The following is a 21432-nucleotide window of genomic DNA, read 5'->3' as shown; positions in this document are numbered from 1 at the left end:
GTGACCTCAATCGGAACTGGCATAGTGCACAGTCTGCTACGGGACCGCTTCAATCATGAGTACATCGGCAAAAATTTACATGGATAGACCTCAAATGAGCCTAGGTATAATTGCTCGAGTGTTGCTATTGCTCTGCACCACATTCCTGCTGAACATGACAATCACTTCCTCCAGTCATGCAGAACAAATCACCCTCAACCTGAATAACGCCGACATTGAAGCCCTGATAAAAACGGTTTCAGAACATACAGGTAAGAACTTTGTTATTGATCCAAGAGTAAAGGGTAAGGTAACGGTGGTTTCCGCCCACCCCATGGATAGCAAAGAGTTCTACGAAGTATTTCTCTCCATACTGGAAGTACATGGTTTCTCTACCATCCCAAGTGGCGATGTCATCAAGATAGTCCCGGATGTCAAAGCCAAACAGGGCGGAATTCCAACCCTTAGTGCCAACGGAGCATTCCCAGGTGATCAGATTGTTACCCGTATTATCCAGGTTAAGAATGTAACCTCTGCTCAATTGGTGCCGATTCTTCGCCCTCTGATACCTCAAGAAGGGCACCTCGCTGCCTACCCTGATACCAATGTGCTGATTATTTCTGATCGACGCCGTAACGTTGATCGACTGATGAGTATTATTGAGCAGATAGATCAGGTCAGTAATAGCTCCATTGAAGTCGTTAGCCTACAACATGCCTCAGCAGCAGAGGTCGTTCGAATTCTGGAAAGCCTCAAACCGAGAGCGGCCAAAGGTGCGAGCAAGTCAGCGACACAACTGGTAGCTGATGAGCGAACCAATAGTGTTCTGATTAGTGGCGATCCCACGGAGCGACTGCGCTCCAGGGTAATCATCGAACACCTGGACACCCCATTTGATAATGAAGGTAATTCCCAGGTCGTCTACCTGAAATATGCCAACGCGGTTGACCTGGTAAGCGTACTTACCGGGGTCAGTGAAAACATCGATGATACAGCCAAAGGTGCTGGTAAAGCTGCCAAAGGCAAACCCTCTCTACCTATTAACATCCAGGCAGATGAGGCATCGAATGCATTGATTATCACTGCACCACCGGGTGTTTTTCAGTCCCTCCAGGCCATTATTCGCAAATTAGATATTCGCCGTGCTCAGGTACTGGTGGAGGCGGTTATTGCTGAGGTCTCTTACGACAAGGCAAAAAGCCTTGGTGTACAGTGGGTAGTCGATGGCACTCCGGATGGTACAGGCCCAGTGGGTGTGATCAACCTGGGCGCTCCCACGATCACCGATGTCTACAACTCATATGCCGCTGGTGCCGGGGTGGCGCTTGGGCCTGGCACCTCTATTGGACTGGGTCGTTTTGATAGTGACCGGGTCAACTTTGCAGCCCTTATTCAGGCATTGGAGAGTGATACCACAAGCAACATACTCTCAACACCGAGTCTGACCACACTGGATAATCAGGAAGCCGAGATCGTCATTGGTCAGAATGTCCCTTTCATTACAGGTTCATACAGCTCTACCGGCGGAACAAGCAACTCTGTTAACCCTTTTCAGACGGTACAGCGTGAAGATGTTGGACTCACCTTGAAGGTCAAGCCACAGATCAATGAGGGTAACTCCATACAACTTGAGATCGAGCAGGAAATCTCCAGCATAAATGCTTCTGCCAGCACGGGCACCAGTGATATTGTGACCAACAAGCGAACCATTAAGACCGTGGTGATGGTAGAGGATGGCGCAACAATCGTCCTTGGCGGGTTAATCCAGGAAGACCTTCAGCAAACCGAAGAGAAGGTTCCCCTGTTGGGTGACATTCCCATTTTAGGTGCCCTGTTCCGCGCCAATAAAACCACAAAAGTCAAACGTAACCTGATGGTTTTTCTGCGCCCGGTAGTACTCAGGGATGCGGCGGTCAGCACTCAGATTGCCAGCGATAAGTACAACTATTTCCGCGCCCAACAGTTAGAAATGAAACAAAAAGGGGTCAACCTGATGGATGATGAGGAGACCCCTGTCATGCCACCTCGATTTGGTACATTTGCTCCGCCATTCGATGATGATGACGTTGAAGAGCCGGAACTCTAGAAGGGACGGCGAACTCATGTCAGACAACACCACGAATCCACTGCAGGAAGCCCAAGATCCGCTCTCCGAACTACTCGCGGAAGAGACAACCACCCACGGACCGGATCAACTGCCCTACGCCTATGCCCGTCGGCATGGGGTCGCTGTAGTCAAGGATGAGCAAACTGATACTTATGAACTCCTCTTCAAGCCAGGGGTTCCGATTATGGTGCTCAACGAAATCAGACGTCTCTATGGGCAGACACTGGTATACAAACAGATCGACGAGGAGAGTCTTGAAAAGCAACTCTCCCTGATCTATGAATCCGGCTCCAACCAGTCAAGCCAGATCATGGAGACAATGGGTGATGACATGGATCTCGACCATGCAGCCCAGGCCCTGAATCAACCGGAAGACCTGCTGGGCAGTGATGATGATGCACCGATTATCAGGCTGATCAACGCGCTATTCACCGAGGCCATTAAAGAGCAGGCATCAGATATCCATATCGAGCCCTATGAAAACCGACTGGTTGTGCGCTTTCGTGTAGACGGGGTATTGCGGGAAGTGCTTACCCCACCCCGAAATGTCTCCTCTTTCCTGGTCTCACGCATCAAGGTTATGGCGCAACTGGATATCGCTGAAAAGCGTATTCCCCAGGATGGTCGTATCTCTTTGAAGGTTGGGAACCGCCCTGTCGATGTGCGTGTCTCCACTCTCCCTTCAAGCTATGGCGAGAGAGTCGTATTACGTCTCCTCGATAAACAGGCTGGACGACTCGATCTTGAACATTTGGGGATGTCGAAAAAACTACTAGAGCAGGTGGATCCTGGCGTGATCCGGCGACCCCACGGCATTTTTCTGGTCACCGGACCTACTGGCTCAGGTAAAACTACTACACTCTACGCTGCTTTGAGCCGTCTCAATACCCAGAGTCGAAATATCGTCACAGTGGAAGACCCGATCGAATATTATCTCGATGGCATTGGTCAGACTCAGGTCAACAATAAGGTCGATTTAACGTTTGCCAGAGGATTACGGGCCATCCTGCGACAGGACCCCGACGTGGTGATGGTAGGTGAGATCCGTGATCTGGAAACTGCTCAGATCGCTGTACAGGCCAGTTTGACAGGCCATATGGTCATGTCGAGCCTGCATACCAATACGGCTATTGGCAGTATCTCCAGACTCAGGGATATGGGTGTCGAGCCATTCCTGCTCTCTTCGAGTCTGATTGGTGTCTTGGCACAACGACTGGTGCGAACACTATGTCCCCACTGCAAGACCCCATATACTGCGGCCCCTGAAGAGCTGGAACTATTGGAAAAACCCACCTCTGAAGAAGTAACACTCTACTCAGCGAATGGTTGTGAGAAGTGCCACAATCACGGCTATGCGGGCAGAACCGGTATCTACGAGTTGATTACAATCGATGAAACCTTGCGCAATATGATTCATAAGGGCAGTGGTGAAATCGAAATGTTGCAACATGCCAGGAAATTCACCGACAGTATTCGCCAGGACGGCATGATGCGTGTATTTAATGGTGACACCACCATTGATGAAATCATACGCGTGACCCAAGAAGGATAATAGGCCTTGGACGCTTTTGAATACGTAGCACTCGATCCAAGCGGAAAAGAGCAGCGCGGCGTACTTGAGGGTGACAGCCCGAGACAGGTTCGCCAGCAGTTGCGCGAATCAGGTCTGACGCCACTCTCTATCGATTCGGCAAGTGGCACAGCTACAACAAACAAAGGCAAGCTCTTCCAGCGCCATATCAATGCGATGGAACTCGCACTGATTACACGCCAAATGGCTACCCTGCTACGCTCCGGACTGCCCCTGGAACATGTGCTGAAAACCACAGCCCAACAAACTGAAAAACGGCATGTAGAACGTACACTCCTTTCTGTCCGGGCTAAAGTGCTGGAAGGCAGGACGCTGGCTGATGGATTGAAAGAGTTCCCGAAGACCTTCCCAGATGTCTATATACAAACTGTCTCCTCGGGAGAAGAGTCAGGTCATTTAGAACTGGTGCTGGAACGCCTTGCCGACTATACAGAACAGCGTCAGCAGATGCGCCAGAAAACTATCTTTGCCCTCTTCTATCCCGCCCTCTTAACCATTGTCTCTCTACTCATCGTCGGTGGGTTGTTGACCTATATCGTGCCCCAGGTCACGAGGGTGTTTGAATCGATGTCGGCAGAACTACCCTGGATAACCAAAGCCTTGATGGCTACCAGCGACACCTTCCGATCCTATGGCGTTCCTATTATTTTAGTGCTGGCGATTTTAGGTTTGCTGTTCAGCTATCTACTCAAGAAACCGGGACCAAAACTCTGGTGGCATGGCGTTATGCTACGTATCCCTTTGGTAGGTCGATTGGTTCGCACCGCAAATGCAGCACGTTTCTCCAGAACCCTGAGCATCATGGCTGCCAGCAGTGTTCCTATTCTGGAATCGATGCGGATCGCCTCCCAGGTACTGACCAATCTTCCCATGCGTAACGCAGTTGAAGAGGCGACTTTGCGGGTTCGCGAAGGGGCCAGTCTCTATCAAGCGTTGGATAAAACCGGTTATTTCCCGCCGATGACCCTCAGTCTGCTTGCCAGTGGTGAATCCAGTGGTAATCTAGAGGGCATGCTCGAGCGTTCAGCAGATATCCAGGAGCGCGAGATAGAGACCTTGGTCTCAACAATACAAGGTCTCTTCGAACCTATACTCATTCTGGTCATGGGTGGCATCGTGCTGGTTATTGTACTGGCGATACTACTGCCTATTTTCGATCTCAACCAATTGGTATCCTGATCCTATGCAACTTCGCTTCACTCTCCGACATTCGCTCATATTATGCGCACTACTCAGTTTGTCCATTCTGACAGGCTGTGCATCTACACCTGACCCTGAGGTGGATGAGATAGCACTCACCCTTACTGAAGCCCACAAGGCATACAATATCAAAGAGTATAAGAAGGTTTTTCGGTTACTCTTCCCGATTGCCGCAGCCGGCAATGCCAAGGCCCAATATGCCTTGGGATATCTTTTCTATCATGGTTTGGGTGTGGAGAAGAACGAACGACAAGCTATGCACTGGGTACAGCTATCGGCAGCACAGGGCAATAGAAAGGCACTGCAAGCTATAACCCCGGCCAATTAGCGACAACATCACCACTGATACTTACCAGAACTTACTTAGGGTCTGATTAGTAGTTAGAGCTTACTGCTTTCAGCCCCGAGTCATGTTGTTGTAGTCTGCCGATACAACCGAGAAATCAGATCACTTTCGAAAAACTACCTTGCGATGCCTTGCTGGCCAGGTAGATATCGAACTGCATACAGATGTTGCGTATCAACAGACGACCTCTTGGTAACACATCTATGGCATCCTCTTTCAGCAGAAGCAATCCATCTGCTTCCATCTCTTTCAAGCCAATCAATTCATTCGCAAAGTAACTTTTAAAATCCACATTCCACTGCTTCTCCACATCAGCAATAGAGAGCGTGTAGTGGCATATCAGACGGGTAATCACATCACGTCGCAATAGATCGTCCTGTGTGAGGGTCACACCTCGAAACACAGCAAGGCGTCCTGCATCTATGCGTTGATAATATTCATCCAGACTGCGCATATTTTGAGCATAACTTGGCCCCACCATGCCAATCGAAGTTGCTCCCAGGCCGATCAAATCGCAATCAGCATGTGTGGAGTAACCTTGAAAGTTTCGATAAAGGGTGCCATCCACCTGAGCCTTCACCAGCTCATCGTCAGGCTTGGCAAAATGATCCATTCCCACATAGACATAACCAACATCAGAGAGCTTCTCAATGGTCATCTGCAGAATATCCAGCTTCTCTTGAGGCGGAGGTAGCTCATCCTCATTGATCCGCCGCTGGGGCTTGAAGCGCTCAGGCAGATGAGCATAGTTGAATACAGAGAGACGGTCGGGATCCACTTCAAGTATCTGATCCAGGGTTGATGAGAAGCTCTCCAGGGTCTGATGTGGCAGTCCATAGATAAGATCGATACTTGTTGAACGAAAACCCTCGTCCCTTGCAGCCTGAAGTACCCTCAGTGTCACCTCTTTGCTTTGCAGGCGGTTGACCGCTTTCTGCACATTAGGATCAAAATCCTGGACACCCAAACTCATCCGGTTGAAACCCAGTTCACGAAGCAATTTAATGGTATCGCCTTTCGCCTCTCTGGGATCGATCTCAATTGAGTATTCACCGCTATCATCATCCAGCAGGGTAAATGATTCCCGGGTCTTATCCATCAACTGGCGCATTTCATCATGACTGATGAACGTTGGCGTTCCGCCTCCCCAGTGAAGCTGGGTTACAACCCTGGAGGAATCGAAGAGTTCCGACTGCATCCGAAGCTCTTCATGAACCCGGGCAAGATAGCCCGCCGCCATACCACGATCCTTTGTAGCCACCTTGTTACAGGCGCAGTAAAAACAGACCGTATCGCAAAAAGGGATATGGAAATAGAGAGACAATGGGCTACCGCTGGCATTACTCTCAATAGCAATACGCCGATATTCAGCCTCATCGTATTTGTCATGAAACTGAACCGCAGTCGGATATGAGGTATATCTCGGCCCCGTCTGGTTGTACTTACCTATCAGTTCAAGGTCGAATTGTGTCGAATGGTCCATAGCCTGTCTCTCTTAAATCCAAGGTCGCTGTTATTGATAAACAACGTCACTCAGTATCAACATCGATACCCTTTCTGTGGGTTTCGTTTATCTGACGCAGTAAAATTGAAAATGGAATGTCATCACCATGACGGTCTACCAGACCAATGAAGGGGAGATCTTCACGACCGAAATGATACTCGCCATCCACCATCGACTGATGCAGCTCTTTGATACCAGACTCCAATGGTTCCAGGAATGCGGGGTAGCGGCCCAACTCCTCCATTTGGTAATCATAACAGTCCCTGAGGTCGGCGACTTCAAACTCCGCCTGTTTTACCCATTCGACATACTCTTCAGCACTGCGTGCACGTTGCAAACTCATCGCTTGTTCAATCTCTCAAGATAATCTGTAGAACCAAACCCGACAGCCTCAGTATATCCTTTTTTAGTTGTCGGCCTTAAAGTAGCCTGTATATTCAGACAGTTCAGCTGCAGTGATCAGAAATACCCCCTCTCCTCCTCTGGCGAAGTCGAGCCAGACAAAGGGAACCTCGGGATAACGCTCCATCAGAAGCTCTGCACTGTTTCCCACTTCCACCACAATCAAGCCGTCAGGTGTCAGAAACTCAGGGGCCTGATTCAATATTCTTTTGACAATTTCCAACCCCTGATCATTCGCTTCGAGTGCCATATTGGGCTCATGAAGATACTCAGGAGGCAGACCTGCCATCTCTTCCGCGCCCACATAGGGAGGGTTGGAGAGAATCAGGTCGTATTTAACCTTTGGTAGTCCGTCAAACAGATCAGATTCATAGACATTGACCTGCTGATCGAGGCTATGAAGTGATACATTTTCACTAGAGACAGCCAAAGCATCTGCTGAAATATCTGCCAGATCAACAACACAATCAGGCATGTAAGCCGCTGTAGCTATGCCAATGCAGCCACTACCACAGCAGAGATCCAATACACGCTGAACCTGTGACGAATCGACCCAAGGTGCGAACTCATTTTCGATCAGCTCTGCAATTGGTGAGCGTGGTATCAGCACATGTTCATTAACCCGAAAAGTGAGTCCGGCGAACCAGGCTTCCCCAGTAAGATAGGGTAGTGGCTTACGTAGTTCAATACGGCGGTTCACCAGCTCAAATACCCGCTCCCGTTCATCAGCAGTCAGGCGACTGGAAAACCAGATGTTCGATAGATCAGGAGGAAGATGGAGAGCATGCAGTACAAGCGCAGCCGCTTCATCCAAAGCATTATCAGTGCCATGGCCGAAAAAAAGACCGGCTTCAGAGAACCTGCTGGCTGACCAACGAATAAAATCTGTTATGGATTGTAGTGATTGCACGGAATTGGCTTGGCTATCAAACCGCAGATGATAGCTGATTTCACCATCCAGGCATAATAGCGATGGGTTGTCGGCTGCTTAAAACTAAAAAAATCAGTTCAGTATATGGCGTAGAACCGCAGATCAATCATCTACAGTGCGCTATTTGCGATGTTTCGCAAATTGAAGCGGCCCTATTCAGGGCCGCTTTCAGAGGTTTTTTTCACTATCATGCGGCCTGTGAACTCGATTGAGGCACAATGCTCAGTGAGCCATCCTCTTCTTGCTTCTTGTTCAGATTTCTTCTGACCAGATCGCCAAGGGAGATGTCTGCGAGAAAGTTGAAAATCTCTGTACTCAGATCATCCCAAAGTGTGTGGGTCAAACAACGGGCGCCACCACTACAGTTCTGCCTTCCTCCACAGCGTGTGAACTCAACCCACTCATCAACTGCACAAATAATATTGGCAATTGAAATCTCATCTGCACTCTTGCCGAGATAGTAGCCACCACCTGGCCCCCTGACCCCACGAACCAACTCCTTACTTCTCAAGGCTGCAAATAACTGTTCCAAGTAGGAGAGTGAAATACCCTGGTTTTCAGATATTTCTGCAAGGGTAACTGGACCAGTTTTTCCGTTAAGTGCCAGATCTAACATAGCTGTAACCGCGTAACGACCTTTTGTAGACAGTCTCATTTGTGTTTCTCCAGAGGTATAAAGTTATTACCTAGTAATTCAGTCGGTATTTAGACTAGAGTAACTCAGTAATTTAGTCAACAATTATTCGGAAAAAATACAACTTTTATTAAGGAAATTTATTTTTTCTTATTTTTCTGTGGGTTACGGTTACTGTTTTGTTTTATATGGAGAGCTTTCAAGTAGATTTTTTCTATAATTCAATAATGCGGGGGCTTCTTGTTGCAAAAAATGCTCAATACCATTGCTAAATTGAGGATCGACTATCGAATGATATGAGTAGGTCAGTGTCGGCAAAAACCCACGCCAGATTTTATGTTCCCCCTGAGCACCTGGTTCGAATCGTTTCAGCCCCTGCTCGATTGCATAGGATATCCCCTGGTAGTAACAGGCTTCGAAATGGAGACTGTCATAGTGTTGCAGTGCCCCCCAATGGCGCCCATAGAGCGTGGATTGACTGCGGTAGAGAATCGCACCGGCGACACAACGTGAGCCATCGTAGGCAAACACAAGAACGATCTGATCGCCCATATTTTGTGCGATTTCCTGAAAAAAACCCTGATTTAAGGTTGGCAGACTGTAACGCTCCTCGAAGGTCTTACTGTAAAAGTGGGTAAATAGCGCCCATTCAGCCTCATTCACCTCATCTCCAGTGACCACACGAAAACGAATTTGGGAATCTGACACCTTCCTGCGTTCATGTCGGATATTTTTTCTGCGTTTGGCTGTCAAGCAGGACAAGAAATGGTCGAAGTCAGAATACCCGGGATTACTCCAATGAAACTGGACACCCAGGCGTTCAAACATGCCCATCGACTTTAAGGTCTCCCCCTCCTCCTTGGTGGTGAACAGCCAATGCATGGAAGATAGCCCCAACTCGTCTACCAAACCCAATGTTGCCTCTACCATCAGCCGCCTAACCTGCTCAATATCCGCATCAGGATCAACCAATAAGCGATCTCCGTAGGCGGGTGTATAGGGTGTGGCACTGACCAGTTTCGGGTAATAATTCAATCCATTCCGCTGGTAGGCATCGGCCCAGGCATGGTCAAAAACAAACTCACCATATGAATTGTCCTTGATATAGAGCGGTGATAATCCAACCAACCGCCCTTGATCATGAATACTCAGATGTCGGGGGCGCCAACCAAACCGTTCACCAACACAATCGTTGTGCTCAAGTGCCGCGAGGAACTCATGCTTCAGGAATGGATTCTCATCCACAACAAGGCGATTCCATGTATTTGCCTCAAAATCATCTATCCGTTCATGAAAAGCGATTTGCATGATTCCAATCCAAGCTCTGGCTGAGAATATAAAATAGACCAACCCTAAGGCTTGTAAAAACCGAGAGATAGCATGGCATATTTCTCCCAATCCTTAACTATAGGAAGAGATATCGCAACATTTCTGAAGGGGTATAAACTCAAAATCGAGTTACAGCAATAGTGCAACTTACCAGTGTGGTGCTTCATATTAGTATGAAGCACCACACTGGTTGCCCATCAAAACAGGGATAGCCTATTGATCCAGATAGTCAGCAATCTGAATATTGTATTGTTCCGGAGAGACAGGTTTTAGAATTCGATCCCCAGAAGCAGATTCAGCGAGATTGAGATATTCTGGCGTTAGAAAGCAGTCTTGAGAAAGGTCGTAGATAACGTTAAGTACCGGGTTCAGCAGCGCCTTTTGTGGAGACGCAATAACCACAGCCAGTCGCTGGCTCTCCAAGGCCACGACTGTACCCACCGGGTAGATACCCACACACTGTATAAACCGCTGTACCAATTCTTGATCGAACACCCCTTCCCCGCTCCATTCGATCAACTGGCGTAAAACTACACTTGGCATTTTTCCCTTATGATAGACACGATCAGAGGTAATCGCATCGTATACATCAACTATTGCAGCCATCTTGCCGTAGAGGCTGATCTCTTCTCCAGAGAGCCTTCCAGGATAACCTGTGCCGTTGAGACGTTCATGGTGTTGCAAAAGGACTCTGAGTGCATTTTTTGGAATTGCATCAGTCTCATCAACCAGACGGGTTCCAAAACCCACATGTCCTCTCATAATAGAGAACTCATCTTCTGTAAGGCGCCCAGGTTTATTCAATATCTTCTCTGGTACTTGTAATTTTCCTATATCATGCAATATACCGCCAACACCTACCTCCCAGATGACTGATTCATCCAGTCCAAGCTTCTTGGCGAATGCAATCATCAGTGCTGAGACACTTATTGAGTGTTCGAAAGTGTATTGATCCATGTCGCGAATTCGCGTCAATCCTAGAAAAGCATCCTGATTTCTGAAGATTGAACCGAGCATCTGTTCAACAACCGGACTGACCTGCTCGGTATCTACCTGCTTTCCAAGCCTGACATCTGCCATTATGTTCGTGATAACCCTTCCCGCCTCCTGCCTGACAATGAGCGCCTTCTCCATCTCTTCTGCTACGGAAACTGATGCAGGCGCCTGGTCGGGACTCGATTCGAGTTCGGTTCTTTTAACTGCAATGGGTTGATTTACATCAACTTCAGAGCTGACATCCAGGCCCTTCTCAGTATTGATATATACAACTTTGGCGCCCGATTTTTTTATTTTACCTACGTCACTTATTTCATTGATTTTAAACTGATTTCTTAAAAACGGATGGTTCATCCAAGACGTGTCGAGCTTATCGACATACATCCCGACCCTAAGCTCGCCAACATCTATCTGCTTAATCATTAGCGACCTTACTCAGAAACCACATTCACAACATTCAACCCTTAATAAATGGTAGCTTACACAGGGTTATCGGTTTGTAGAGCGCATTACTTGAGCAGCATCCAGATTGATAACTATGCAGATCGGTAGACGAGAACCATGACTCACTGAAGAATATCTGTTGGAAAAGGTTGACAGATCCTAATCAGAAGCTAGAATACGCCCTTCCTGAACGAAGCGGGAATAGCTCAGTTGGTAGAGCACAACCTTGCCAAGGTTGGGGTCGCGAGTTCGAGTCTCGTTTCCCGCTCCAATTCTATAAGGCCTCGGCACAACCGGGGCTTTTTTATGTGTCGATTCGATTCATCAGGAATAGATGATAGAATCCCACCCTATATGGCTGAGTGGCAGAGTGGTTATGCAGCGGCCTGCAAAGCCGTGGACCTCGGTTCGATTCCGGGCTCAGCCTCCATATTTCTGTTGTGAAATCCGCAAAAACACGCCAACCGGCCCGGGTGGCGAAATTGGTAGACGCAAGAGACTTAAAATCTCTCGACCTTAGGGTCGTGCCGGTTCGATTCCGGCCCCGGGCACCATTTTAAAATTCTGCATCTCAGAATCTTCTGACAATTTGAATGGCAGAAATATCTCAGGAATTCGAGCAACATTTTTCAGCCCCATATCAAACGCTCTGTAAAGACGAGTCTAGACGCCGCCCCTGCGAAATATGAGTGCACTTGAGAGATGTTTCCCTGTGCGCTTTGAATGTACCTATGGGCACCACGCCTATCTCCTGTTTCGCAACTTCAATATCCATTCTCCCCTGCCAGCCTTGTTCTATGGCTTTAGCCAATCGTTTTGCCCCCGGACGCCCCGTTTCCAGAGATAGCTCTGCATGAACAGCGGGCGGAATTAAAATCTGCTTGTAAAGCTGTTGAAGCAATTGAAATGGAGCTTTCCCATATTAAGAAAAAGCCCTCATTGCCTAGTTTGTAGTCGATGCTGCAAATCTATACCAAGAATATCTAACGATAAGGCAAGGTAATGACAATAACCCCATCCTCTTCGCTCCTTGCCATTGCTGCCACATCGGCATCCGCTGGTAACCTGAAGCGGCGGCGCATAGAGGAGGAAGTGCTGGAGAAACTGTAGCCGCGCTGATGCCTGTTTTCGATCTGATGAGCCTCTTGATTCTCTACCACCAGATAGGGGCCGACAATTTTCACTTGGATTGCATCAGCAGAGTATCCCTGGGCCTTGATACGAAGGTGATAGCCACGTTCATCCTGATCCTGTTTGAATCTAAGAGCACGTTGAGTGTGGAATCCTGAACCGCTGTTTATAGGCGGCCTGTGGTACGGCTCACCACCAATGGGGTATGGGTATGGCTGCCCGTTAACCGGTAACGTAAGCCAGGCACCAAGCGCTAAACCAAACAGTGGAGCAAATTTGTTCATAAGTCACCTCCTGCTTCGCATTTATTGCATACCAGGCAGTCGCTATTTCTGTCTGGCTAGTAGTTAACTCTATTCAACGAATTCAGTTTTAAGTTTAGTCGTTGACATGACTTGTTGACCCATCAATATCATCGACAGAAACCGTTTTAACCTCAAGACTACCACTGACCTGCCTCTCTCCGAGCAGACTGGGCCAGGCAGATCTTAAATATAGGCCCATGGACCATAATGTCAGTATGGCTGCTACATAGATCAAAACAAATCCAACCGTGTAGACAGGTATCCCCCAAAGCGGCTGATCGAAAATAAGCAGTAGAATCGCAACCATTTGAACTGCGGTCTTAAACTTACCTATCACTGAGACAGCTACCATTGCTCGCGCACCCAGTTCAGCCATCCACTCCCGAAGCGCTGAAATGGTAATCTCTCGGCCGATAATGACTGCAGCTGGTATCGCCAGCGCCGGAGTCGGCTCAGCCTGAACTAAAAGCAGCAGTGATACGGCAACCATCAGTTTGTCTGCAACCGGATCAAGAAAAGCGCCTAGTGGGGAGACCTGCCCCCACCGCCTGGCCAGATAACCATCAAGCCAATCTGTCACAGCGGCAATAGAAAATACAAATGCGCAACTGAGTCTGGCCCACTCCACCGGTAGATAAAATAGTAGAACGAACACAGGAATCAGAACAATCCTTAAAAGGGTCAAGATGTTAGGGATGTTCCACATGTATAGTTCTCTGCCGTTATGTTACTTGTTATGTTGTATCATGAAAGGCTTGGTAGATCTGTTCTGCCAACCCATTGCTGATGCCCTCTACCCGGGCGATATCTTCCACGCCAGCCCTCGCGAGCTCCTGTAGACCACCAAATTGCCTCATAAGCCTCTGTCGACGCTTAGGACCTATACCAGCAATCTCTTCAAGAACAGAGCGATTGCGACTTTTGGAGCGTCTCTGGCGATGCGCTGTGATCGCAAATCGATGAGCTTCGTCCCTTATTTGCTGTATAAGATGAAGTGCCGGCGAATCTGCTGGCAGTATAATAGGTGCCTTGCGCCCCAACAAGAAGAGACGCTCCATGCCGGCTTTACGATCTGCCCCCTTAGCCACACCAACCAGGGTCAATCCGGATAGTCCTAAATCCTGCAATCGTTCGTGAACCGAGCTCAATTGTCCCTTGCCGCCATCGATAAACAGCAGATCAGGTAGAGCCACCTCCCCTCTCTTTATCCTGCGGTAACGACGTTCAAGGACTTGGCTCATTGCCCCATAGTCATCACCCGGCGTCACACCTTCAACGTTGAAACGGCGATAATCGGACTTCAGTGGGCCCTCTTGGTTAAAAACCACACAGGATCCAACCGTCAACTCTCCCTGGGTGTGGCTGATATCGAAACACTCCATGCGCTCAGGTAGTGCTTGCAGATCCAGGGCCTTCACTAATGACTGAAGTCTCTGATCCATATCTGATTGCGCATTTATTCGACTTTGCAGAGCCAGACTGGCATTGCTGATAGCCATTTTTAGCCACCTGGCTCGCTCTCCACGCACATTTGTACTAATGCGAATACGACGCTTCGCCTGCTGACTGAAAACCTCTTCGAGTAAGGTTTGCTCCTCTAACCGGGCACTTAGAATAATTTCATTGGGAAGTGGTTTTTCAAGATAGTATTGGGTCAAGAATGCCCTTAAAACCGCTTCATCCGGATCATCCTGGGGAACGGAGGGATAGAAGGATTTATTCCCCAGATTCCGGCCAGAGCGAATATAGAACACCTGAATACAGGCACTACCACCACGTTTTGCAATGGCGACGATATCCAGATCCCCCGATTCACCACTCACATATTGACGCTCCTGAATTCGGCGCAAACTCTTTATCTGATCCCGATAACGTGCTGCCTGCTCAAATTCCAGCTTCTGGGATGCCTCTTCCATGCGAGTTACCAATGCATCGACTACCTGATTGGTTTTTCCCTCCAAAAACATAATCGCGTGCTCTACATCCTGATCATACTCCTGCTCACTGACCAAGCCGACACAAGGTGCACTGCAACGTTTAATCTGATACTGCAGACAGGCTCTGGAGCGGTTGCGATAAAAGCTCTCTTCACACTGACGTACCGGAAAGAGCTTCTGCAGCAATTGCAGGGTCTCCCTGGTGGAACCCGCACTGGGAAAAGGCCCAAAATATCTCCCCTTACCTGTTCGCGCACCACGTTTGAATGAGAGAGCCGGATAGCCATGATCCACTGAGAGATGAATATAGGGGTAACTCTTATCGTCTCTTAGAAGAATATTGTATTTGGGCTTGAGTGACTTAATCAGTTGATTCTCAAGAATCAACGCCTCTGCCTCAGTATGGGTGACGATAATCTCAATATTTACGATCTGAGATACCATAATCTGAATTCTTCGATTGAGACTGCGGGTAAAGTAACTTGAGACCCGTTTCTTCAGATTTTTTGCCTTTCCGACATAGAGTACCTTTTCATCAACACTGATCATGCGATAGACCCCAGGACGAGAGGTCAGGGTCTTCAAGAAACTGGCGGGATCGAAAGGCTGAATTACCATACAGGCGTCTATGCTATGACAATTTTATTGAGCGTGCGAACTGAATCTATTTTTGGGACATTTTTTTGTCCCTATGCTTTTGATTTCAATATGGAAGGCGGATGTCAGCCTATCTATTTATTTAAGCATCAAAGGGTGATGATCCAGAGACCAAATAGATCATCCCAGAAGCTCTTTCGCTCGATGAAATACCTGTTGAAACATCTCTGGTGTCAAACGTCGAGTTTGAGTGTTGTAACGACTACAGTGGTATGAATCGAGGAGTTGCAGATCATCACTGAGTATATGTTCACCAGCATGGGAGAAACGGTGATCTTTCTGCCTCAACCCCAATGCCTTAATTACAGCTTGATGTGCAATTGAGCCCAGGGCAATCACCAAGCTTGAGGAAGGTAGTTCAAGCAGCTCATTACTGAGAAATTTATTGCACTGATTAACCTCGGCACCCAAGGGTTTATTTTGTGGTGGCAGGCATTTCACCGCATTGGTGATCCGGCAATTAATCAGTTTAAGCCGATCCTTCCGGCTTTTTGATTCCGGCTTATTGGAGAAGCCATAATCGCAGAGTGTCTGATAGAGCAATATTCCGGCATGGTCTCCGGTAAACGGGCGACCCGTGGCGTTAGCACCATGCATTCCAGGTGCCAGCCCGACAATCAATAAACGTGCTTTCGGGTCACCGAAAGGTGCTACAGGTGCGCAATGGTAATCGGGATATTCATTCCCAACCTGATCCAGAAACTCTGCCAGCCGGGGACAGAGGCGACACTTGGCATTAAACGTTTTCAATGCTTTTCGCTGTCTTTAAGAATACCGTGACGATAGGCCAGGCGAGTCAATTCAACATCATTCTTAAGATCAAGTTTTTCATAGATGCGTTGGCGATAGGTACTCACAGTCTTCGGGCTTAGCGAAAGAATATCTGAAATCTCCTGATTCTTCTGGCCTTCTAGAATCTGCAACAGAACCTGGGTTTCCCGTGAAGAGAGGACTTTAAAAGGGTTGTCAGCATTACCCTGCCACTCAGTCAGTGTGTGTTTTCTGGCAACATCTGAAGCAATGTAGTGATGTCCCTTGTAGACGGCCCGAATTGCGCGAATCATCTCATCCGCAGGACAACCCTTTGTCAGAAATCCCATTGCACCAACTTCATGAAGCCTTGATGGAAACGGATCATCATCCAGTACAGTGAGCGCGATAACCTTCAGATCGGATTTAACGCGAAGAACCCTACGGGTTGCCTCAATGCCCCCCATACCTGGCATATTCACATCCATCAGCACAACGTCCGGTGTAGATTTTCTCACCAGTTCAATTGCTTCTTCACCTGTGGAGGCTTCTCCGACAACTTCTATCTCTTCAGCCTTATCGAGAATCCCCTTAACTCCGGTTCTGATCAACTCATGATCATCAACCAGTAAAACTTTTATCATATTTGCATCTCTGCAGATCCCTCTAACCTTAGCGAAAAGATCCAGGCAACTACTCTGAAGCAGTCCCCAAACCTAAACTCGGTGGTAATCATTAGCGCTAATTTACCGCAAATGAGTAGTAACAGCGAGTACTATAGGTTGTTAAATTTAGTCCCTTGAAAGCTTCAATATCTGACCAGTAAGTCAATCATCCGACCTTAGACATGGGAAATTCTCCCCTCATGTCACGATTTTCCATTCGGAAGATATGACCCTGCTCAGCACAATAACGAAGCCATTTAGAAAGAAAAAGATTAATTTTCCAACGCTGCTCAAGCGTTGGGTTCTCTCCCCATCGATGCAGTGGCAGACTCGATTGTCGTATATCAATCACATCGACCTGCTTTGAATCGTGGTAGACCCTAAGCATCGCGTCAGGATCTGGATAGTCACCTACCACATGGGTAAAGTAGTAGGTCAAGTGTACCAGGGAGGTGTAAGGCGTCTGCTCAACCACGTCGAGGTAGAGGTCCATACTGTCTCCCAATCTCGACCGATATTCACCTACCTGATCTTGAAGATCAGGGGCCATTCGCAACAGCAATGAGTAGTTCTCTTCGCTGAGATCCAGGACACGGCCCATTGTCGGTCGCAGAGAGAGCAACCTTTTCATTTTCCATGGGTAGTCAGAGGATCTCATGGCAACTCCTGTTGTCAGCCAAAGCTACCGCGAATTGGAGTAGACACCTCTATTTCCCGGCTAAACCGACACAAAACTTGGGAGCACAACAGAGTTCAGGCGTTTTCGCCGTTTTGTTGTTCAGCCTCAATTTGAGCTCTGACCTCATTCATATCCAGCTCACCCGCTTTACCGAGAAGTTCCCGAAAACTTGATTCAGGGAGCGCTCCAGGCTGAGAAAAGATAATGATATTGTCACGAAAGATCATCAGAGTCGGGATGGATCGAACCTGAAAGTGCATTGCCAGATCCTGCTCTTCTTCAGTGTTCACCTTACCGAACACAATATTCGGGTGATCTTCAGATACGCTCTCATACGTCGGAGCGAAAGAGCGGCATGGACCGCACCAAGGCGCCCAAAAATCTATAATTACAAATTCATTGTCGGTTACGGTCGATTCAAAATTATCTTTAGTTAATTCTACTACAGCCACGTGGTAGCCCCTTACTGGAAGTTGAGATGAAACAGATGTTATCAGAATAGAGCGTTCAATGCCTGCCGAATTCCTTGGACGATGTAATGTATATATGGCACCTATCAACGTCAGCGGAAGTCTTCAGCTGCAAGGCGCGTCTCTCAGTGAATGGCGCGCCCTTTACAAGATAGACAACACTGAATATAGCGGCCACTCATCGCACCGAAAAGGAGGCAACTACCAATCACAGGTAGATCTGCAAACATGGAATCCAGGAATAAAAAAAGGACTGCAATCTGTTGCAGCCCTTTATCAGAATCAGGTGACTCTATCGACTTAACCTAAGCCTTGAAAAATCTGATCTCGGATCTCGTCTACTCCACCTACTCCATTGATTTTTATATATTTGCAGCTACCAGCATCAGCTTCTTTACTGTAAAAGGCAACCAGTGGTTCTGTCTGGTCATGATAGACTTTGAGACGTGCTTTCACTGTCTCCTCCTGGTCGTCATCACGCTGAATCAGCTCCTCACCTGTTTCATCATCCTTACCCTCCACTTTGGGTGGATTAAAGACAACATGGTAGGTACGACCAGATGCAAGGTGAACACGGCGCCCGGACATGCGTTTAATGATCTCTTCGTCAGGCACATCGATCTCAACCACGGCATCTATAGGAACCCCGGCTTCTTTGAGTGAATCAGCCTGGGGGATCGTGCGAGGAAAACCATCAAAGAGATAACCGTTTTTACAGTCATCCTGAGTAATTCGCTCTTTCACCATTCCCATGATTATGTCATCTGAGACCAAGCCACCTTCATCCATGATCTTTTTTGCGGCAACACCGAGTTCTGATCCTGACTTGACATGAGCTCTCAACATATCACCGGTTGAAATCTGTGGGATTTTATATTTTTCTTTAATGTAATTCGCCTGAGTGCCCTTACCTGCACCTGGTCCGCCCAATAGAATGACGCGCATTATGAATCTCCTTCGGTTGTTATGAGTATATTCGGATTTTCACCCGCTGATGAAACAATTCTGTTAATTCAGCCTAACCTGAATCTTACCCTGGAGTTTGCCATGCCCTGCAAGCAGGGGCCAGTTGAGGCTATCAATAGGCGGATACAGGCCACTTATGAACATGAGCGGGCAGATCACCCGACATAGACAATATGATAGAATCAGTATCAGAAGATGGAATTTAGTTATTGTTTTATAGATAAATTAGTTTATTCAGAACATACCAATCTGAATCAAGCCAAAAAGCTGATATCTCATTATCAGGGCTTCTCGGCTCGAATCCAGATTGGTACAACAAAACAGTGATCGTTTCCTATCAAAGTTTTTTTATTCGCTAATGCGGCATTAATTGCCTGCCAGCTTCAGCATCAGACTGTTGAGTCTTCTCACAAATGATGCCGGATCATCCAGTTGCCCACCTTCAGCCAGCTGAGCCTGATCGAACAGAACCTTGGTCAGATCCCCGAAACGCTCTTCATCTGATTCAGCTTCCAGCCTTTCCACCAATGGGTGTGATGAGTTGATCTCCATAATCGGCATTGTCTGGGGCGCATCCTGTCCTACAGATTTCAGAACTCTGGCAAGGTTAGCACTCATATCATGCTCTTCAACCACCAGACAGGAGGGAGAATCAGTTAAACGCTGACTGACCCGTATCTCCTTAACTGAATCCTTCAGGATCTCCTGCATTCTTTCAAGTAAAGCCTTATGCTCTTCACTCTCCTTTTCCTGGCTCTCCTGCTCCTCTTTATCTTCCAGGTCACCCAGATCCAACGCACCTTTTGCAACAGATTGGAGGGTCTTGCCATCAAATTCAGTGAGACTGGTTACCAACCACTCATCAACCCGATCGGAAAGCAGCAATACTTCGATCTCTTTTTTCTTCAGAACTTCCAGGTGAGGACTGAAACGAGCTGCCGCTGGGGTTTCCGCAGTGATGTAGTAGATTTTTTCCTGGCCCTCACGCATGCGTGAGATGTAGTCAGCCAATGATACGGTCTGTTCATCCTTTTCATTGTGTGTGGAAGCAAATCGCAGCAATCCGGCAATTTTCTCTTTGTTGCTGAAATCTTCAGCCGGGCCCTCTTTCAATACCTTGCCGAACTGATCCCAGAAGACTTGATACTTCTCCTGATCATTTTCAGCCAGTTTCTCTAATGCACCGAGAATGCGTTTAACATTGGCTTGGCGAATGGTGTCGATCTTGCGGTTATGCTGCAGAATCTCACGGGAGACGTTGAGCGGCAGATCATCAGAATCGACTACGCCTCTGACAAAGCGTAAATAGCGAGGCATCAATTTCTCTGCCTCGTCCATGATGAATACCCGTCGAACAAACAGCTTTACACCATGCTTTTGATCCCTGTCCCACAAATCGAATGGTGCACGATTGGGCACGAAGAGCAGTGCGGTATATTCGTTATTCCCTTCTACCCGGTTGTGTACGTGTAGCAGTGGATCTTCGAAATCGTGGGAGACATGCTTGTAGAATTCGTTGTACTCCTCATCGGAGATATCGGAGCGATTGCGCATCCATAGGGCGGTACCTGTATTTACTCGTTCGAATTCCGGGGCCTCAGGCTTCTCCTTATCCTCGCCATAGAACTCTTTTTCCATCTCCACAGGGATCGTAATGTGATCTGAAAATTTCGAGATAACGTTACGCAGCCTGAATCCCTCCAGGAACTCTTTTTCATCTTCCCTTAGATGAAGTACAACATCCGTTCCACGACTCAGCTTGTCGATATTCTCAATAGAGTAGGAACCCTCACCTTCTGATACCCACTGCACACCGTGTTCCTGCCCCAGGCCGGCTCTTCGGGTGAGTAGCGTTACTTTTTCCGCAACAATGAATGCAGAATAGAAGCCGACACCGAACTGCCCAATCAATTCGCTGTCCTTGGCCTGATCCCCAGACATCGCTTCAAAGAACTTTCGTGTGCCAGAGCTTGCAATGGTACCGATGGTATCGGTGACATCCTGTCGGCTCATGCCTATGCCATTATCTGAAATGGTCAAGGTGCCGGCATCCTTATCGTAGGTCACCACAACTTTAAGCTCGGGATCATCCTCGAACAGCGCTTCATCGGTGAGCGCTTCAAATCTCAGCTTCTCGGCAGCATCCGAGGCGTTTGAAATCAATTCCCGGAGAAAGATCTCTTTATTGCTGTAGAGTGATCGAATAACAAGATTGAGTACCTGGCTGACTTCTGCCTGAAAATCCAGGGTTTCCTTTTGAGCTTCAACTGACATATTTGAAAACGGCCTCTGTAATCAAGAAGGTAGATTAAGAACACCCCACAAAGAGAGCCTGTACCTAGTAGCACAAACGGCCCTTTTCATGGGATTGGAAAATCGTTCTCTAATATGGGATCTTTTATCGGTTTT

At 47.8% G+C, this 21432-nt stretch carries 20 protein-coding genes and 3 tRNA genes; 8 read left to right on the top strand and 15 right to left on the bottom strand.

Going from position 1 to position 21432, the window contains the following annotated elements; genetic code table 11:
- Nucleotides 1–94 precede the first annotated feature (94 nt).
- Genes gspD through AC4IE7_RS06655 form a run of 4 tightly spaced genes read left to right on the top strand, consistent with a single transcriptional unit; the run spans nt 95 to nt 5205 of the window.
- Entirely contained in the window at nt 95–2065 is a 1971-nt protein-coding gene (gspD, locus tag AC4IE7_RS06670) for a type II secretion system secretin GspD (RefSeq protein ID WP_490776035.1), read from the top strand.
- A gap of 16 nt (nt 2066–2081) precedes the next feature.
- Nucleotides 2082–3638: a type II secretion system ATPase GspE gene (gspE, locus tag AC4IE7_RS06665; RefSeq protein ID WP_490776034.1), complete on the top strand. Its 1557-nt coding sequence runs from the start codon at nt 2082–2084 to the stop codon at nt 3636–3638.
- A gap of 6 nt (nt 3639–3644) precedes the next feature.
- Entirely contained in the window at nt 3645–4856 is a 1212-nt protein-coding gene (gene gspF / locus AC4IE7_RS06660; RefSeq protein ID WP_490776033.1) for a type II secretion system inner membrane protein GspF, read from the top strand.
- A 58-nt stretch (nt 4857–4914) separates the two neighbouring features.
- Nucleotides 4915–5205: a tetratricopeptide repeat protein gene (locus AC4IE7_RS06655; protein ID WP_490776032.1), complete on the top strand. Its 291-nt coding sequence runs from the start codon at nt 4915–4917 to the stop codon at nt 5203–5205.
- Between the two features lie 115 nt (nt 5206–5320).
- On the opposite strand, the gene hemN is transcribed toward AC4IE7_RS06655, so the two are convergent.
- From hemN to AC4IE7_RS06625, 6 genes are all read right to left on the bottom strand, one after another.
- Entirely contained in the window at nt 5321–6706 is a 1386-nt protein-coding gene (gene hemN / locus AC4IE7_RS06650; RefSeq protein WP_490776031.1) for an oxygen-independent coproporphyrinogen III oxidase, read from the bottom strand.
- A gap of 46 nt (nt 6707–6752) precedes the next feature.
- Nucleotides 6753–7070, bottom strand: a complete 318-nt coding sequence (locus tag AC4IE7_RS06645; protein WP_490776030.1) for a hypothetical protein — start codon at nt 7068–7070, stop codon at nt 6753–6755.
- A 63-nt stretch (nt 7071–7133) separates the two neighbouring features.
- A complete protein-coding gene (gene prmB, locus AC4IE7_RS06640; RefSeq protein ID WP_490776029.1) occupies nt 7134–8039 on the bottom strand; it encodes a 50S ribosomal protein L3 N(5)-glutamine methyltransferase in 906 nt (301 codons plus the stop codon).
- A 208-nt stretch (nt 8040–8247) separates the two neighbouring features.
- On the bottom strand, nt 8248–8715 hold the full coding sequence (locus AC4IE7_RS06635) for an Rrf2 family transcriptional regulator (RefSeq protein ID WP_490776028.1): 468 nt from the start codon (nt 8713–8715) through the stop codon (nt 8248–8250).
- 150 nt (nt 8716–8865) lie between these two features.
- Entirely contained in the window at nt 8866–10002 is a 1137-nt protein-coding gene (locus AC4IE7_RS06630; RefSeq protein ID WP_490776027.1) for a GNAT family N-acetyltransferase, read from the bottom strand.
- A gap of 234 nt (nt 10003–10236) precedes the next feature.
- The gene (locus tag AC4IE7_RS06625) at nt 10237–11442 is read right to left on the bottom strand and encodes a cyclic di-GMP phosphodiesterase (RefSeq protein ID WP_490776026.1); all 1206 of its coding nucleotides are present in this window, start codon (nt 11440–11442) and stop codon (nt 10237–10239) included.
- A 216-nt stretch (nt 11443–11658) separates the two neighbouring features.
- Between AC4IE7_RS06625 and AC4IE7_RS06620 the strand changes: the two genes are divergently transcribed.
- The 3 genes from AC4IE7_RS06620 to AC4IE7_RS06610 all read left to right on the top strand — a co-directional run bounded on the left by AC4IE7_RS06620 (nt 11659) and on the right by AC4IE7_RS06610 (nt 12017).
- Nucleotides 11659–11734, top strand: a tRNA-Gly gene (locus tag AC4IE7_RS06620).
- A gap of 85 nt (nt 11735–11819) precedes the next feature.
- A tRNA-Cys gene (locus AC4IE7_RS06615) sits at nt 11820–11893 on the top strand.
- A 37-nt stretch (nt 11894–11930) separates the two neighbouring features.
- Nucleotides 11931–12017, top strand: a tRNA-Leu gene (locus AC4IE7_RS06610).
- A gap of 429 nt (nt 12018–12446) precedes the next feature.
- Here AC4IE7_RS06610 and AC4IE7_RS06605 read toward each other — a convergent pair.
- The 7 genes from AC4IE7_RS06605 to trxA all read right to left on the bottom strand — a co-directional run bounded on the left by AC4IE7_RS06605 (nt 12447) and on the right by trxA (nt 18039).
- Nucleotides 12447–12878 (bottom strand): Hsp20/alpha crystallin family protein, encoded by a 432-nt coding sequence (locus AC4IE7_RS06605; protein WP_490776025.1) that lies wholly within the window; start codon nt 12876–12878, stop codon nt 12447–12449.
- Nucleotides 12879–12972: 94 nt separating this feature from the next.
- On the bottom strand, nt 12973–13605 hold the full coding sequence (gene pgsA / locus AC4IE7_RS06600) for a CDP-diacylglycerol--glycerol-3-phosphate 3-phosphatidyltransferase (RefSeq protein WP_490776024.1): 633 nt from the start codon (nt 13603–13605) through the stop codon (nt 12973–12975).
- 28 nt (nt 13606–13633) lie between these two features.
- Nucleotides 13634–15454, bottom strand: coding sequence for an excinuclease ABC subunit UvrC (uvrC, locus tag AC4IE7_RS06595; protein ID WP_490776023.1), 1821 nt, complete (start codon nt 15452–15454; stop codon nt 13634–13636).
- Between the two features lie 159 nt (nt 15455–15613).
- Entirely contained in the window at nt 15614–16243 is a 630-nt protein-coding gene (locus AC4IE7_RS06590) for a uracil-DNA glycosylase (protein ID WP_490776022.1), read from the bottom strand.
- Entirely contained in the window at nt 16240–16887 is a 648-nt protein-coding gene (locus AC4IE7_RS06585; RefSeq protein ID WP_490776021.1) for a response regulator, read from the bottom strand. Before AC4IE7_RS06585 ends, AC4IE7_RS06590 begins: the two co-directional genes overlap by 4 nt.
- Nucleotides 16888–17074: 187 nt before the next feature.
- A complete protein-coding gene (locus AC4IE7_RS06580) occupies nt 17075–17566 on the bottom strand; it encodes a DUF1249 domain-containing protein (RefSeq protein ID WP_490776020.1) in 492 nt (163 codons plus the stop codon).
- Between the two features lie 95 nt (nt 17567–17661).
- On the bottom strand, nt 17662–18039 hold the full coding sequence (trxA, locus tag AC4IE7_RS06575; RefSeq protein ID WP_490776019.1) for a thioredoxin: 378 nt from the start codon (nt 18037–18039) through the stop codon (nt 17662–17664).
- 58 nt (nt 18040–18097) lie between these two features.
- Here trxA and AC4IE7_RS06570 point away from each other — a divergent pair, with 58 nt between their 5' ends.
- Complete coding sequence (locus AC4IE7_RS06570; RefSeq protein WP_490776018.1) at nt 18098–18361, top strand: hypothetical protein; 264 nt, start codon at nt 18098–18100, stop codon at nt 18359–18361.
- On the opposite strand, the gene adk is transcribed toward AC4IE7_RS06570, so the two are convergent.
- A complete protein-coding gene (gene adk, locus AC4IE7_RS06565) occupies nt 18358–19002 on the bottom strand; it encodes an adenylate kinase (RefSeq protein WP_490776017.1) in 645 nt (214 codons plus the stop codon). The genes AC4IE7_RS06570 and adk overlap by 4 nt on opposite strands.
- 387 nt (nt 19003–19389) lie before the next feature.
- Complete coding sequence (htpG, locus tag AC4IE7_RS06560; protein ID WP_490776016.1) at nt 19390–21297, bottom strand: molecular chaperone HtpG; 1908 nt, start codon at nt 21295–21297, stop codon at nt 19390–19392.
- Nucleotides 21298–21432: the final 135 nt, after the last annotated feature.

Source organism: Candidatus Thiodiazotropha sp. AKAK3, assembly GCF_058244645.1.
Note: the sequence above shows the minus strand (reverse complement) of the source record. Positions and strands in the feature narration are given on the sequence as shown.

Bases quoted from the DNA above. Each gene is read 5' to 3' on its own strand.
- gspD (WP_490776035.1), top strand. From the start codon at position 95: ATGAGCCTAGGTATAATTGCTCGAGTGTTGCTATTGCTCTGCACCACA.
- AC4IE7_RS06580 (WP_490776020.1), bottom strand. From the start codon at position 17,566: ATGAGATCCTCTGACTACCCATGGAAAATGAAAAGGTTGCTCTCTCTG.
- hemN (WP_490776031.1), bottom strand. From the start codon at position 6,706: ATGGACCATTCGACACAATTCGACCTTGAACTGATAGGTAAGTACAAC.
- pgsA (WP_490776024.1), bottom strand. From the start codon at position 13,605: ATGTGGAACATCCCTAACATCTTGACCCTTTTAAGGATTGTTCTGATT.
- AC4IE7_RS06605 (WP_490776025.1), bottom strand. From the start codon at position 12,878: ATGAACAAATTTGCTCCACTGTTTGGTTTAGCGCTTGGTGCCTGGCTT.
- AC4IE7_RS06645 (WP_490776030.1), bottom strand. From the start codon at position 7,070: ATGAGTTTGCAACGTGCACGCAGTGCTGAAGAGTATGTCGAATGGGTA.
- AC4IE7_RS06625 (WP_490776026.1), bottom strand. From the start codon at position 11,442: ATGATTAAGCAGATAGATGTTGGCGAGCTTAGGGTCGGGATGTATGTC.
- AC4IE7_RS06630 (WP_490776027.1), bottom strand. From the start codon at position 10,002: ATGCAAATCGCTTTTCATGAACGGATAGATGATTTTGAGGCAAATACA.
- AC4IE7_RS06570 (WP_490776018.1), top strand. From the start codon at position 18,098: ATGCCTGCCGAATTCCTTGGACGATGTAATGTATATATGGCACCTATC.
- AC4IE7_RS06585 (WP_490776021.1), bottom strand. From the start codon at position 16,887: ATGATAAAAGTTTTACTGGTTGATGATCATGAGTTGATCAGAACCGGA.
- AC4IE7_RS06635 (WP_490776028.1), bottom strand. From the start codon at position 8,715: ATGAGACTGTCTACAAAAGGTCGTTACGCGGTTACAGCTATGTTAGAT.
- adk (WP_490776017.1), bottom strand. From the start codon at position 19,002: ATGCGCGTCATTCTATTGGGCGGACCAGGTGCAGGTAAGGGCACTCAG.
- htpG (WP_490776016.1), bottom strand. From the start codon at position 21,297: ATGTCAGTTGAAGCTCAAAAGGAAACCCTGGATTTTCAGGCAGAAGTC.
- gspE (WP_490776034.1), top strand. From the start codon at position 2,082: ATGTCAGACAACACCACGAATCCACTGCAGGAAGCCCAAGATCCGCTC.
- uvrC (WP_490776023.1), bottom strand. From the start codon at position 15,454: ATGGTAATTCAGCCTTTCGATCCCGCCAGTTTCTTGAAGACCCTGACC.